The 14,061-nt window shown below is 74.0% G+C and carries 14 protein-coding genes; 12 read left to right on the top strand and 2 right to left on the bottom strand.

The features are described 5' to 3' along the window. Position 1 precedes the first annotated feature (1 nt). Together GA0070611_RS08395 and GA0070611_RS08390 are read left to right on the top strand one after the other, a co-directional pair. Complete coding sequence (locus GA0070611_RS08395; protein WP_091672645.1) at positions 2-223, top strand: DUF433 domain-containing protein; 222 nt, start codon at positions 2-4, stop codon at positions 221-223. 54 nt (positions 224-277) lie between these two features. Further along, entirely contained in the window at positions 278-784 is a 507-nt protein-coding gene (locus GA0070611_RS08390) for an Lrp/AsnC family transcriptional regulator (protein WP_091660351.1), read from the top strand. On the opposite strand, the gene GA0070611_RS08385 is transcribed toward GA0070611_RS08390, so the two are convergent. Further along, entirely contained in the window at positions 714-1,325 is a 612-nt protein-coding gene (locus tag GA0070611_RS08385; protein WP_091660347.1) for a histidine phosphatase family protein, read from the bottom strand. The genes GA0070611_RS08390 and GA0070611_RS08385 overlap by 71 nt on opposite strands. A 166-nt stretch (positions 1,326-1,491) precedes the next feature. Here GA0070611_RS08385 and GA0070611_RS08380 point away from each other — a divergent pair, with 166 nt between their 5' ends. After that, entirely contained in the window at positions 1,492-1,686 is a 195-nt protein-coding gene (locus GA0070611_RS08380) for a CsbD family protein (RefSeq protein ID WP_091672643.1), read from the top strand. An 85-nt stretch (positions 1,687-1,771) separates the two neighbouring features. Next, a complete protein-coding gene (locus GA0070611_RS08375) occupies positions 1,772-2,104 on the top strand; it encodes a YnfA family protein (RefSeq protein ID WP_091660343.1) in 333 nt (110 codons plus the stop codon). A 148-nt stretch (positions 2,105-2,252) separates the two neighbouring features. Here GA0070611_RS08375 and GA0070611_RS08370 read toward each other — a convergent pair whose 3' ends face one another. Beyond that, the gene (locus GA0070611_RS08370) at positions 2,253-3,659 is read right to left on the bottom strand and encodes a KamA family radical SAM protein (protein WP_091660340.1); all 1,407 of its coding nucleotides are present in this window, start codon (positions 3,657-3,659) and stop codon (positions 2,253-2,255) included. A 144-nt stretch (positions 3,660-3,803) separates the two neighbouring features. Between GA0070611_RS08370 and kdd the strand changes: the two genes are divergently transcribed. The 8 genes from kdd (at position 3,804) to lnt (ending at position 14,047) form a co-directional block, all read left to right on the top strand. After that, positions 3,804-4,865: an L-erythro-3,5-diaminohexanoate dehydrogenase gene (kdd, locus tag GA0070611_RS08365; RefSeq protein ID WP_091660336.1), complete on the top strand. Its 1,062-nt coding sequence runs from the start codon at positions 3,804-3,806 to the stop codon at positions 4,863-4,865. Positions 4,866-4,869: 4 nt separating this feature from the next. Next, complete coding sequence (locus tag GA0070611_RS08360) at positions 4,870-6,441, top strand: amidohydrolase (RefSeq protein ID WP_091660332.1); 1,572 nt, start codon at positions 4,870-4,872, stop codon at positions 6,439-6,441. Then, the gene (kamD, locus tag GA0070611_RS08355) at positions 6,438-8,000 is read left to right on the top strand and encodes a lysine 5,6-aminomutase subunit alpha (RefSeq protein WP_091660328.1); all 1,563 of its coding nucleotides are present in this window, start codon (positions 6,438-6,440) and stop codon (positions 7,998-8,000) included. Before GA0070611_RS08360 ends, kamD begins: the two co-directional genes overlap by 4 nt. Beyond that, complete coding sequence (kamE, locus tag GA0070611_RS08350) at positions 7,997-8,782, top strand: lysine 5,6-aminomutase subunit beta (protein WP_091660318.1); 786 nt, start codon at positions 7,997-7,999, stop codon at positions 8,780-8,782. Before kamD ends, kamE begins: the two co-directional genes overlap by 4 nt. Next, a complete protein-coding gene (gene kal, locus GA0070611_RS08345) occupies positions 8,779-9,171 on the top strand; it encodes a 3-aminobutyryl-CoA ammonia lyase (protein WP_091660315.1) in 393 nt (130 codons plus the stop codon). The genes kamE and kal overlap by 4 nt, the downstream gene beginning before the upstream one ends. A 76-nt stretch (positions 9,172-9,247) precedes the next feature. Continuing rightward, positions 9,248-10,585, top strand: coding sequence for a glutamate mutase L (locus GA0070611_RS08340; RefSeq protein WP_091660312.1), 1,338 nt, complete (start codon positions 9,248-9,250; stop codon positions 10,583-10,585). Between the two features lie 492 nt (positions 10,586-11,077). Next, positions 11,078-12,367, top strand: a complete 1,290-nt coding sequence (locus GA0070611_RS08335; protein WP_091660305.1) for a GAF domain-containing protein — start codon at positions 11,078-11,080, stop codon at positions 12,365-12,367. A 72-nt stretch (positions 12,368-12,439) separates the two neighbouring features. Beyond that, complete coding sequence (gene lnt, locus GA0070611_RS08330; RefSeq protein ID WP_091672641.1) at positions 12,440-14,047, top strand: apolipoprotein N-acyltransferase; 1,608 nt, start codon at positions 12,440-12,442, stop codon at positions 14,045-14,047. Positions 14,048-14,061: the final 14 nt, after the last annotated feature.

Raw genomic sequence — 14,061 nt, 5'->3', positions numbered from 1 at the left:
GATGGCCTTCGAGCGGATCACCGTCGACCCCGACGTCATGGGGGGTGCGCCCTGCGTGCGGCAGTCGCGGATCCCCGTGGCGACCCTGCTGGCGATGATGGCCGAGGGGATGTCGGTCACCGACATTCTCACCGACCTGCCGTTCCTCGACGAGGAGGACCTGGCGGACGTGCTCAACTACGCGGCGGACGCGGTACGCGACCGGACGGCCCGCCCGGCGTGACGCCGGCCGGGTCGGGTACGCCATGGGAGCGTTATCTCCGGTAGGTTGCACCGCGTGGAGGAGATCGACCGGGCCATTGTCGCCGCGCTGACCGGGGACGGTCGGCTGTCGTACACCGACCTCGCCGAGCGGGTGGGGCTGTCGGTGTCCGCCGTGCACCAGCGGGTCCGCCGGCTGGAGCAGCGCGGTGTCATCAGGGGTTACGCCGCGCGCGTCTCGTTCGAGGCGCTGGACCTGCCGCTGACCGCGTTCGTGGCGATCCGGCCGTTCGACCCCTCCCAGCCGGACGACGCGCCGGAGCGGCTGGCCCACCTGCCGGAGATCGACTCCTGCTACTCGGTGGCCGGGGAGGACTTCTACATGCTGCTGGTGCGGGTGGCCGGGCCGGCCGACCTGGAGCGGCTGCTGCAGGAGATCCGCACCGCGGCGAATGTCACCACCCGCACCACCGTGGTGCTCTCCACGCCGTACGAGAACCGTCCGCCGCGGATCAGTGGGGACCGGCCAGGTCGGGGGCGGTCCCGGGCGGCGGGGGAACCGGCTGGTTCCAGCGCAGGATGACCTGTCGTCCGTGCTCGTGACCGAGCACGGAGACGGTGGCGGTGTCGAGCCGCAGCAGTCCGCCGCCGGAGGGCGGCAGCCCGATCCAGCGGGCGCCCAGCACCCGCAGGCTGTGTGCGTGCCCGACCAGCGCGACGGTGCCTCGCTCCAGCAGGGGAGTGACGTGGGCGAGCACCCGGTCGAGGCGGGCGCCGACCTGCTCCGGTGACTCCCCGCCGGGGCAGCCGTCGGTCCAGATGTTCCAGTCCGGGCGGTCGGACCGGATGTCCGCGGTGGTCCGGCCCTCGTACTCGCCGTAGTTCCATTCCGCCAGGTCGGGGTCGGTGGCGGTGACCTCCAGCCCGGCGAGCTGCGCGGTGCGCAGCGCCCGCTGCCGGGGGCTCGCCAGCACCCGGGCGAAGCGGCGTCCGGCGAGCACCGGGGCCAGGGCGCGGGCCTGCCGCTCGCCGTCGGGGGTGAGCTCCAGGTCGGTGTACGAGGTGTGCCGGTGGCTGGCGCTCCACGTGGTCTCACCGTGGCGGATCAGCAGGATCTCTCCCATCCGCCCAGTTAACCAGCCACGCTTCCCCACCGTGCACCTAGTGTCCTAGGACGCCTTACAGGTGGTGCACCACCACGCCTGGGTGACGTTTCACGGCACCCAGGGTGGGGACGCGACCCGGAACGGGCCGGACGGCCCGGCGTACCGCGACGGCGGAGGGAGTCCGATGAGCTTCACCGAGAAGGCGAAGAACAAGGCCCAGGAGCTGAGCGGCGTGGCGAAGGAGCGGCTCGGCGACGTCACCGACAACGAGCGGTTGCGGGCGGAGGGCGCCAGCGAACAGAGCACGGCCCGGGCTCGGCAGGCGGGGGAACACGTCAAGCAGGCCGGCCGGGACGTGAAGGACGCCTTCGAGAAGTGACCCGTACGGACGGTGGGCCCCCGGAAGATCCCGAGGGCCCACCGTCGTGTCCGGGGCGGGCGGGGCGGCTGGTTAGGGTCGCGGGGTGACGGTGCTGCGTTCCCTGCTGCTGTTCGTGCTGGCCGCGCTGGCGGAGATCGGCGGCGCGTGGCTGGTCTGGCAGGGCTGGCGGGAGCAGCGCGGGCTGTGGTGGGTGGCGGCCGGGATGCTGGCGTTGGGGGCGTACGGGTTCGTGGCGACGTTCCAGCCGGACCCGAACTTCGGCCGGATCCTGGCCGCGTACGGGGGTGTGTTCGTGGCCGGGTCGTTGGCGTGGGGGGTGCTGGTGGACGGGTTCCGCCCGGACCGGTGGGACGTGACGGGCGCGGTGATCTGCCTGGTGGGGGTGGCCGTGATCATGTACGCGCCGCGCGGTTGAGGGAGTCCGGGGGTGTCCGGCGGAGTTGGTGGCGGAGCCGGGGGAGGGGCGTCGGGTGTTGCGGGTGGTGGCGGGTCTGGTGTGCTGCTGATACGGGGTCGCCCCCGCGGCCTGAGGTGGGCGGCGGGGGCGACGGGTGGTGCTGCGGTCAGTCGTTGCGGTGGGCGTGCCACCAGGTCTGGCCGGCTTCGGGGAGGGTGTCGATCGGGTCGTAGTAGGCGTAGCGCTTGTTGAGCGCTTCCAGGTCGGCGGACTCGATCGAGGTGCGGTAGTTCTTGGTCCAGTAGGAGATGCCGCGTTCGCGGTCGTACTCGGTGAGCATGTGCACCCAGCGCTTGCCGACGAAGGGGACGTCGCAGACGATGCGCGGCGTGGCGTAGCCGGGCAGGTAGCCCATGATGTCGTGCTGGAGCTGCTGGGCGTGCCAGACGGGGACGCGCCAGTGCTCGGCGTTGGGGATCATGTCGCACATGTAGAAGTAGTAGGGCAGGATGCCGGCTTCGCCCTGCAGCGCGAAGCAGAGGTCGAGCAGGTCGGCGCTGGTGGCGTTGACGCCGCGCATGAGGACGCCCTGGTTGCGGACGTCGCGGACGCCGACGTCGAGGGCGGTCTGAGCGGCCTTGGCGACCAGTGGGGTGATCGACTGGGCGTGGTTGACGTGGGTGTGGATGGCGAGGTTGACGCCGCGGCGGGCGGCGGTGCGGGCGACGCGTTCCAGGCCTTCGACGACGTCGTGCTGCAGCCAGTGCTGGGGCAGGCCCATGAGGGCCTTGGTGGCGAGGCGGATGTCGCGGACGGTTTCGAGTTCCAGCAGTCGCATCAGGTAGGACTCGAGGTTCTTCCACGGCACGTTGGCGACGTCGCCGCCGGAGACGACGACGTCGCGTACGCCGGGGTGGTTCTTGAGGTAGGCGATGTGGGCGTCGTAGCGGTCGACGGGCTTGAGGGTGAGCTTGAGCTTGTCGACGGCGGGGGTGGAGTTGCCGACGAGGTCCATGCGGGTGCAGTGCCCGCAGTACTGCGGGCAGGTGGAGAGCAGTTCGGCGAGGACCTTGGTGGGGTAGCGGTGGGTGAGGCCTTCGGCGACCCACATGTCGTGTTCGTGGAGGCTGTCGCGGCTGGCGTAGGGGTGTGAGGGCCAGTCGGTGCGCCGGTCGGAGGCGACGGGGATCATGTAGCGCCGGATGGGGTCGGCGAGGAACGCCTCGGTGGTCATGGGCTGATGCGGCACCATGGTGTTGAGCATCTGCGGGGGCACCAGCATGGACATGGTGGCGAGGTTCTGCTGGTCGGCCTCGAGGTCGGCGTAGAAGGTCTCGTCGACGAGGTCGCCGAGGACGGTGCGCAGCTGCTTGATGTTCTTGACGCAGTTGACGCGCTGCCACTGGGCGTTCTCCCACTGTTCGCGGGTGATGTGGCGCCAGCCGGGGAAGCGGGTCCAGTCGGGTTCGACCAGGGGGCTGCGGCGGTATTCGTAGGGCTGTCCGGCGGTGGGGACCGCGACCGGCTCGGTGCGGGGCGCTGGGATGGTCTCCACCGGTTGGGTCTGGGTCACGGCCCCTCCTCGTTGCGGTGCGGGTTGATCATTGTTTTGCGAAGGCTACTGGAAAATATCCGGTGAAGAAATTAGTCTGCCGGAAGTTTTCCCGTGAAGCGAGCCCTGGTCGAGGGTTCGGGTGGCTTGGCATAGGGGGTCGGCGTGACGTCACCGGTGGGTCTGCACCGTGTTGTGGAACCGGCGGGGGTGCTGCCGCAGGCGGCCTGGCGCCTCGACGCCGACCCGCGGATCGCCGCGAACGAGGTGCGGATCCGGGTGGAGCGGCTGAACCTGGACGCGGCGAGTTTCCGGCAGTTGTCGGAGAAGCACGGCGGGGACGGCGAGAAGGTCCGCGCCGAGGTGCTGGAGATCATCTCGGCGCGCGGCAAGATGCAGAACCCGGTGACCGGCTCCGGCGGCATGCTGATCGGCACCGTCGAGGAGGCCGGGAAGCGCTCGCCGCTGGGGTTGACGCCCGGTGACCGGGTGGCGACGCTAGTGTCGCTGACGCTGACCCCGCTGACGGTCACCGACGGCCTGGCCCGCTGGGACGGGCGCAGCGAGCAGGTGCCCTGCGACGGGTACGCGATCCTGTTCGCCCGCTCCATCGCGGCGGTGCTGCCGGCGGACCTGCACCCGGAGCTGTCGTTGGCGGTGCTGGACGTGTGCGGGGCGCCGGCGTTGACCGCGCGGGTGGTCGCCGAGCAGGTGGCGCGCCGGCGGCGCGCCGGTGACCCGCGGCCGGTGCGGGTGGCGGTGATCGGTGGGGCCGGCAAGAGCGGCTCGTTGTCGCTTGCGGCGGCGCGGCGGGCCGGCGCGGACCGTACCGTCGGGGTGGTGCCGGTGGCGGCGGAGCGCGACGCGCTGGACGCGGCCGGGCTGGCGGACGTGGTGGCGTTGGCCGACGCCCGCGACCCGGTGGGCCTGTCGACGGCGGTGACGACCGCGTTGGGTTCCCCGGCGGACGTGACGGTGGTCTGCGTGGACGTGCCGGGTTGCGAGCACGGGGCGGTGCTGGCCACCGCGGACGGCGGCACGGTGATCTTCTTCTCGATGGCGACGAGTTTCGCGGCGGCGGCGTTGGGCGCGGAGGGCCTGGCGGCGGACGTGACGATGCTGGTCGGTAACGGCTACGTGCCGGGGCACGCGGAGCTGGCGTTGGAGCTGCTGCGCGGCGAGCCGGGGGTGCGTCGTCTGTTCGAGGCCCGGTTGGCGGCAGACTGACGTCATGACGAACCCCTCGATCTTGTACCGCGGTGGCGTGCTGCACTGTCCGGCCGACCCGTCCGCGACGGCGCTGCTGGTGCGTGACGGCCGGATCGCCTGGCTGGGCGCGGACGCGGACGCGCCGGGCGCGGACCGGGTGGTGGAGCTGGACGGGGCGTTGGTGACGCCGGCGTTCGTGGACGCTCACGTGCACGCCACCGACACCGGCCTGGCGTTGTCGGGGCTGGACCTGTCGGCGGTGCGCTCGGCGGGTGAGCTGCTGGACGCGGTGGCGGGGTTCGCGGCGGGTCTGCCGGGCGACGCGGTGGTGCTGGGGCACGGCTGGGACGACTCGACGTGGCCGGTGCCGCAGCCGCCGGACGCGGGGGCGTTGGACCGGGCGGCGGGCGGCCGGCGGGTGTATCTGTCGCAGGCGTCGATCCATTCGGCGTTGGTGTCGGCGGCGCTGCTGGCGGCGTGTCCGGACGCGGCGGCGGCGGCCGGCTTCGACCCGTCGGGCTGGTTGCGCCGTGACGCGCATCACGTGGTGCGGGCGGCGGCGTTCGCGTCGGTGACCCGGGCGCAGCGGGTCGACGCGCAGCGGCGGGCCCTCGGGCACGCGGCGTCGTTGGGGATCGCGGCGGTGCACGAGTGCGGTGGGCCGGAGATCTCCGACGAGGAGGACTTCACCGGGCTGCTGGCGATCTCGGGGCAGGGCGTGCCGGAGGTGTACGGGTACTGGGGTGAGCTGCTGGGCGCGGCGCGGGCCCGGGAGCTGGGCGCGGTCGGCGCGGGCGGGGACCTGTTCGCCGACGGGGCGTTGGGCTCGCGGACGGCGCACGTGTCGGCGGCGTACCTGGACGGTGAGCCGGGTGGCTGCGGGCACGGGTACGTCAGCGCCGAGCAGGTGCGGGAGCATCTGCTGGACTGCGCGGCGCACGGCCTGCAGGGCGGCTTCCACGCGATCGGGGACGCGGCGATCGCGACGGTGCTGCAGGGGTTCGCCGGGGCGGCGCGCACGCTCGGGGTGGACCGGTTGCGGGCGGCCCGGCACCGGATCGAGCACGCCGAGATCATGAGCAAGCGGTTGATCGCGGGGTTCGTGGAGTACGGCATCGTGGCGTCGATGCAGCCGGCGTTCGACCGGTTGTGGGGCGGCGCGGGCCGGATGTACGAGTCGCGGTTGGGTCTGGACCGGTCGTTGGCGTCGAACCCGATGGGGGCGATGCACGGCGTCGGGGTGGCGTTGGCGTTCGGGTCGGATTCGCCGGTGACGCCGCTGGACCCGTGGGGTTCGGTGCGGGCGGCGGCGGCGCATCACAATCCGGGGCAGCGGATGAGTGAGCGGGCGGCGTTCGCCGCGCACACCCGGGGCGGGTGGCGGGCGGTGCACCTGGACGCCGAGGGGGTGCTGGCGTTGGGTGCGCCGGCGACGTTCGCGGTGTGGGACACCCCGGCCGGGGTGCAGCGGGGGCTGCCGGTGTTGCAGGCCGACGACCCGGAGGCGCGGGGCGCGCACGACCCGACGCCGCTGCCGGTGTGCCGGGCGACGGTGCTGCGCGGTGACGTGATCTATCAGGAAGGTTCCTCGTGACAGGCAAGCTTGGGCTGGATCCGGCGCTGGTGGCGCGGGCGCGGGAGTTGGCGCGCCGCGCCGGGCAGCCGGTGGTGGAGTTGGCGCGCAGCCACACCACGGTGTCGGTGGAGCGGGCGGCGTTGCGGCTGGCCGGGGTGAGCGGCGCGGACCCGGACGGCATTCCGTGGGTGAACCGGCTCGTCGACGCGGTGGTGGCGGACGTGGGGCTGGGGCACGGGGTGAGCGTGCCGGTGTTCGACGCGCTGGCGCGGGAGCAGATCAGCGACGTGACGTTGCTGGCGCAGAAGGCCGCCGCCGGGTCGGTGCGTTTCGGCCAGCCGACCGGCCGGGCCGCCACCGCGGCCCGCCGGGCGGCCCGTAAGGCGGTCGGCGCCGGGATCCGGCAGATCGACCGGCGCCGCGCCGAGCGGGACCGCCTCGTCAAGCGGTACGGGGACCCGAAGCAGCGGCCGTGGATCTATCTGATCGTGGCCACCGGCGACATCTACGAGGACATCCCGCAGGCGCAGGCGGCGGCCCGGGCCGGCGCGGACGTGATCGCGGTGATCCGCTCGACGGGGCAGTCGCTGCTGGACTACGTGCCCGAGGGCGCCACCCGGGAGGGTTTCGCCGGCACGTACGCCACGCAGGAGAACTTCCGCCTGATGCGGGCGGCGTTGGACGAGTCGTCGAAGGAGTTGGGCCGCTACGTGCGGCTGACGAACTACGCGTCGGGGCTGTGCATGCCGGAGATGGCCACCCTGGCCGGCCTGGAACGCCTCGACATGATGCTCAACGACTCGATGTACGGGATCCTGTTCCGCGACATCAACCCGATCCGTACGTTCGTCGACCAGCGGTTCTCCCGGCAGGTGCACGCCCGGGCGGGGATCATCATCAACACCGGTGAGGACAACTACCTCACGACCGCCGACGCGGTCGAGGAGGCGCACACGGTGACGGTGTCGCAGCTGCTCAACGAGTACTTCGCGCACGAGGCGGGGCTGGCCGACGCGCAGTTGGGGCTGGGGCACGCGTTCGAGATCAACCCGGATCTGCCGGAGTCGTTCCGGTTGGAGCTGGCGCACGCGCTGCTGGCCCGGGAGCTGTTCCCCGACGCGCCGCTGAAGTGGATGCCGCCGACCAAGCACATGACCGGTGACGTGTTCCGCGGCAACCTGCTCGACGGGTTCTTCAACCTGGTCGGCACCATGACCGGGCAGGGCATCCTGCTGGTCGGCATGATGACCGAGGCGGTGGTGACGCCGTGGCTGTCGGACCGTGACATCGCCCTGCAGAACGTGCGTTACGTGCTGGGCGCGGCCGGTGGGCTGCACGAGGACTTCGTGCCCGCGCCGGGCGGGTTCATCCAGCAGCGCGCCCACCGGGTCCTCGGTGAGGCCGTCGACCTGCTGGAGCGCATCGGGCAGCAGTCGCTGCTGACCGCGATCGCCGAGGGCACCTTCGGGATCATGAAGCGGCCCGCGGACCGCGGCAAGGGCCTCGACGGCGTCGCGAGGCACGAGGCCGACTACTACAACCCGGCCACCGACATCCTGGAAGGGGAGGCGGCATGACCGCCGTCGAAGCGGGAGCGGCCGCGCCCGACGCCGCGAAGAAGATCGTCCGGCCGTACGGGGACACCACCGGCGACGGCATGGTGCAGGTGTCGTTCACGCTGCCGGTGCCGCACGACAAGCGGGCCGAGGGCGCGGCGGTGCAGTTGGCCAACAAGATGGGCATCGACCCGGCGATGCTGGTGCACGCCACCCAGATGGGCGACGGGTTCACCTTCTTCGTCGTGTACGGGCGGGTGAACCATCTGGTGGACCTCTCCGCGGTGCAGGTGGTGGAGCGGGACTTCCCGTTGCTGTCGGCCAAGGAGGTCAACGCGACGGTGAAGCAGAAGTTGCGGCGCAAGCTGTCGGTGGTGGGGGCGTGCATCGGCACCGACGCGCACACCGTCGGCATCGACGCGATCCTCAACGTCAAGGGCATCGCCGGGGAGAAGGGCCTGGAGTACTACCGGGAGCTGAAGGTCACCAACCTGGGCGCGCAGGTCAGCGTGCCGGAACTGGTGGAGGCCGCCCGGCAGGAGAAGGCCGACGCGGTGCTGGTGTCGCAGGTCGTCACCCAACGCGACGCGCACCTGCACAACACCCGGGAGATGTCGGCGGCGTTCCGGGAGGCGATGCCGGCCGGGAAGCGGCCGCTGCTGATCGTCGGCGGTCCGCGCTTCGACGAGACGATGACCGGTGAGCTGGGCGTCGACCGGATCTTCGGCCGGGGCACCACCCCCGGTGAGGTCGCCTCCTACCTGGTCCACGCGCTGATCACGAACAAGAAGGCGAGAGCATGAGCGACGCACGGCTGGGCCTGACCGTCATCCACCGCCGGTACGTGCCGTACTCGCACGCCCACTACGCCGGTAACCTGGTCGACGGCGCGTACGCCCTCGGGCTGTTCGGTGACGTCGCCACCGAGGTGTGCATCCGCACCGACGGCGACGAGGGCCTGTTCGCGTCCTACTCCGACGTGCAGTTCGTCGCGCCGATGAAGGCCGGTGACGTGCTGGAGGTCACCGCCACCGTCACCCGCGTCGGCACCCGCAGCCGCACCATCGACTTCGCCGCCCGGGTGGTGTGCCGGGGCCGCCCCGACCGGGGCGAGTCCGCCGCCGAGGTGCTCGCCGAGCCGATCGTGGCGGTCACCGCGACCGGCACGGTCGTCGTACCGCCGGCCGCGTGAGGACCGGCGGTGTGCCGGGTCCGCGCAGCGGGGGACGGCGCGGCGGGCCGGGGCCACGCCTGACAGGTCCCGGGCGGTGAGGCTCGCGGTCTGCGCCGACGTCGGGTCCACGTACACCAAGGCGGCGGTGGTCGACCTCGACGGCGGGCGGCTGGTCGCGGCGGCCGCCGCGCCGACCACCGTCGGCAGCGACGTGCTGCACGGCCTGGACGCCGCGGTCGGCGCGGCCACCGCGCAGGTCGGCGCCCAGGACCCGCCCTGGTACGTGTGCTCGTCGGCCGGGGGTGGGCTGCGGCTGGCCGTGATCGGCTACGAGCCGCTGGTGACCGCGCAGGCCGGCCGGCGCGTCGGGCTGTCCGCCGGCGCGAACGTGGTGCACGTGGCCGCCGGGCGGCTCGGGCAGGGCGACCTGGTGGCGTTGCGCGCCGCCCGACCCGACGTGGTGCTGCTCGTCGGGGGCACCGACGGCGGCGACGCCGAGGTGCTGACGCACAACGCGACCCGGCTGGCGAAGGCCCGCTGGCGGGTGCCGGTGGTCCTCGCGGGCAACGCCGACGCCCGCGACGAGCTGCACGCCCTGCTGCACGCCGCGCGGGTGCCGGTCACCGCCGCCGACAACGTGCTGCCCCGCATCGGGGTGCTCGCGCCCGCCGGCGCGCGCGCCGCGATCCGGGAGGTGTTCCTGCGCCACGTCATCGGCGGCAAGAAACTGTCCCGGGGCGGGCGCTTCGCCCGCCTGGTGCGCGCCGCCACCCCCGACGCGGTGCTGACCGGGGTGGAGGTCCTCGCCGACACCCTCGGCGGTGACCTGGCCGTCGTGGACGTCGGCGGGGCCACCACCGACGTGTACTCGGTGCTGACCCCCGACGAACGCGACAGTGGCCCCGGCCGGGAGGTCGCCGGCACCCTGTGGCGGGCCCGCACCGTCGAGGGGGACCTGGGGATGCGCTGGTCCGCGCCCGGGGTGGTGCGTGCCGCCGCCGAGGAGCGGCTGCTGGCCGCCGGGGAGCAGGACGGGTTGGCCGCCGCGGCGGCGGCCCGTGCCGCGGACCCCGGATTCCTGCCGGTCGACGCCGCGGGCCGGGCCGCCGACCGGCGGATCGCCGCGCTGGCCGCCACGGTGGCGCTGCGCCGGCACGCCCGGGGCGCCGCCACCGGTGAACGCGCCGGACGGGACCTGCGCGACGTGCGGCTCGTCGTCGGCTCCGGTGGGGTGCTGCGCCACGCCGAGCCCGCCGACGCGGCCCAGGTGCTGGCGGCGGTCCTCACCGACCACGCCGGTGGGTGGCCGCTGCCGCGTGCCGCCCGGGCGGTCGTGGACGTCGACTACGTGCTGGCCGCCGGGGGACTGCTCGCCGCCGAGCACCCGCAGGCGGCGGCCGCCCTGCTGCGCCACCACCTCGACGCCGGCTGACCGTGGGCGGGCATCGAGACGCGCCGACGCGACACGCCGTGGCGCAACACACGACAGGCCGGGGTGGGTTGACAGCGGCGGGGGTCCACGCCGTACCGTCTTTGAGTCCTACTACGGGAAGCGGCTGTTGTTCGCTTCGTCCCTTCGTCCGCTGGCCGAGCGACCTGATGGTTGCGGCGGCCAGGTCCAGCGGGCGGGGGTCGGCGGGGCGGCGCGAACCGGCCGCGGTTACCGGTGTACGGGCAGGGTGAAAGGCACGGCCAGTAGACAACGGCCACACGCGGGCAGCCAGCTGCGCGGGTGGTCGGTCCGAAGGTCGGCGCCCTTCTCCCTCGCCCCACCGGCCGGGAAGGGCCTGGGAGCATCGGGGCGCGGCGCGAGCCGCGCCCCGATTTCCGTCTGCGGTCCTCCCGCCGCGATCTCTGCGGTGGGCGCGGCGGTCCGTTACGCTCACCGCTCGTCCCGGTACCCGGCGGAGAGGCAGCAGCAGACATGACGGCGGTATCCGGCCCGCGGCCCACCGCCGCCGACCCGGCACCCGTCCGGCCCGCCGACGAGGACCTGCGGGCGCTGTTCGGGCAGTCCAGCGTCGTTTTCGCCGCCCTCGCCGGGCCCACCCACGTCGTCGAGGCGGCGAACCCGGCGTTCTTCGCCACCATCGGCGAGGACCGCGCCCGCACCGGCGTCGCGCTGGCCGACCTGATGCCCGAACTGGCCGGGCAGCACGTGCTGGCCCTGCTGGACGAGGTGTACCGCACCGGGCGGCCCTGGACCGGCCGGGACGTGCGGGTGCTGCTCGGCGGCGGCGCGCACGCCCGGGAGGCGTACTTCGACCTGACCTACGAGCCGCGGCGCGACGCCGCCGGCACGCTCACCGGCATCCGGGTCGTCGGCGTGGAGACCACCCAGGTCACGCACGCCCAGCGGCTGATGGCCGAACACCGCGCCCTGCTCGAACAGATCGCCCGGCAGGCGCCGCTGGCCGAGGTCCTCGACGGGATGGCCCGCTGCATCGAGGACCTCGCCCCGCAGCAGGTGCTGGTCTCCGTCCTGCTCGCCGACGCCGACGGCCGGCACCTGCGCCACGGCGCCGCGCCCAGCCTGCCCGACTTCTACAACCGGGCCATCGACGGGATCGCCACCGGTGAGGGCGTCGGGTCCTGCGGCACCGCCGCGTACCGGCGCGCGCCGGTCGTCGTCACCGACATCGCCACCGACCCGTTCTGGGCCGAGTTCCGGGACCTGGCCGGGCGGGCCGGGGTGGCCGCCTGCTGGTCCACGCCGATCCTGGCCCGCGACGGCAGCCTGCTGGGCACCTTCGCCATGTACCACCGCACCCCGCGGGTGCCGCAGGACAGTGACCTCGCCCTGGCCCGGGTCTTCGCCGGCACCGCCGCGCTGGCCATCGAACGCCACCGCATCGAGCAGGCCGAGGCGGCCGCCGAGGCGCGCGCCCGGGCCGCCCACGAGGAGCTGGCCCGGGTGGTGCGCGCCGAGCGGGAACTGCGCGCCGACGCCGAGCGGCGTGCCGCCGACGCGGCGGAACTGGCCGCCCGGATGCGTGCCGCCGCCGCCGCGCAGGCCGCCGCGCCCCGCCCCGGGCAGTGCCAGCTGGGCGGCGCGGCCGGCTGCCCCGACGCCGCCGAGATCAAGGTCGCGGACTCGTGGGGGGACTCGGCGTGGGGCTGCCCCCGCCACGTCGAGGAGGCCATCATCAACCTGCGGTCGGTGTTCATCGCCAACGAGGAGCTCGGCGGTCTCGCCGCCTACCTGCGCCGCTGAGATCCCGACCGTCGGCGGCGGCCGGGACGCCCGGCCGGGTAGCCTTCGGCCCGTGATCGTGGTGAGGTGCCGGTGACGACGCTCGACCGGGAAGAGGCCCGTGCCACCGACGTGGCACGCGACGACGCGCGGGCGCGCCCGCTGCCGCTGAAGGTCGCCGTGCCGGCGGCCGTGCTGGCCGGACTGGCGCTGCTGCTCGCCTTCCCCCCGTACGGGGGGTGGCCGTTGGCGCCCGTCGGGGTGGCGCTGCTCGCCGCCGCCGCGCACCGGCGGCGGTTGCGCGCCGGCGCCGGGCTGGGCTTCCTGACCGGGGTGGCGCTGTTCGCTCCGCTGCTGGAGTGGACCAACCTGCACACCGGCTGGCTGCCGTGGATCCTGCTGTCCCTGCTGCAGGCCGGCTACCTGGCGCTGCTGGGCGCCGCCACCGCCTGGGTCAGCCCGCTGGTCGACCGGTACCGGCCCGCCGCCTGGCCGGCGGTCACCGGGCTGCTGTGGGTGGGGCAGGAGGCGCTGCGCGACCGCACCCCGTTCGGTGGGTTCCCGTGGGGGCGGCTGGCGTTCAGCCAGGACGACTCGCCGCTGCTGCGGCTGGCCGCCGTCGGTGGGGCGCCGCTGGTCACCTTCGCCGTCGCGCTCGCCGGTGGGCTGCTGGTCGCCCTCGGCTGGCGGGACTGGCGGCGGCCCGCCGGGCAGTGGCGGCCGGTCGCGGCCCTCACGGCGGCGCTGGCCGCGCTGGCCGCCGTCGGCGCGGGCGTGCCGACCGGGGTACGCGGCGGCGGTGACCCGCTCACCGTGGCGATCGTGCAGGGCAACGTGCCCCGCCTCGGGCTGGACTTCAACGCCCAACGGCAGGCGGTGCTCAACAACCACGTCGACGCCACCCTGAAACTCGCCGAGCAGGTACGCGCCGGTACCCAGCGCCGCCCCGACCTGGTGGTGTGGCCGGAGAACTCCAGCGACATCGACCCGCTGCGCAACGCCGGCGCCGGCTACCGCATCTCCCAGGCGGCCGACGCGGTCGGCGCGCCCATCCTGGTCGGCGCGGTGCTGCTCGGCCCCGGGCAGGGACAGGTCCGCAACGCCGGCCTGCTGTGGCGCCCCGGCAGCGGCGCGGACCTCGAACAGCTCTACACCAAACGCCACCCCGTGCCGTTCGCCGAGTACGTGCCGCTGCGCGACGTCGCCCGGATGGTCAGCTCGGAGGTCGACCGGGTCCGCTCCGACTTCGTGCCCGGTACCCGCCCCGGCGTCCTGAACGCGGGCCCCGTCACCGTCGGCGACGTGATCTGCTTCGAGGTGGCCTACGACGGGGTGGTCCGCGACACCGTCACCGGCGGCGGGCAGCTGCTGGTGGTGCAGACCAACAACGCCACGTTCGACGCGGCCGAGGCCCGCCAGCAGCTGGCCATGGTGCGGCTGCGCGCCGTCGAGCACGGCCGCGCCGCGCTGATGGCCTCCACGGTCGGGGTGTCCGGGTTCGTTACCCCCGACGGGCGGGTAGACGGGGCCACCGGGTTCAACACCGCCGAGGTGGTGGTGCGCCAGATGCGACCCGGGAACGGACGTACCCTGGCCACCCGCGTCGGGGTGTGGCCGGAGGTGGCTCTCGCGGCGCTCGCCGTCGCGGCCCTGGCCGGCGCGGCGGTGCTGCGCCGCCGCCGGGAGGACACCGCCGGCTAGTCGAGGCGAGCCGG

It is taken from the genome of Micromonospora auratinigra (assembly GCF_900089595.1).
Classification (GTDB): Bacteria; Actinomycetota; Actinomycetes; order Mycobacteriales; family Micromonosporaceae; genus Micromonospora; species Micromonospora auratinigra.
Note: the sequence above shows the minus strand (reverse complement) of the source record. Positions and strands in the feature narration are given on the sequence as shown.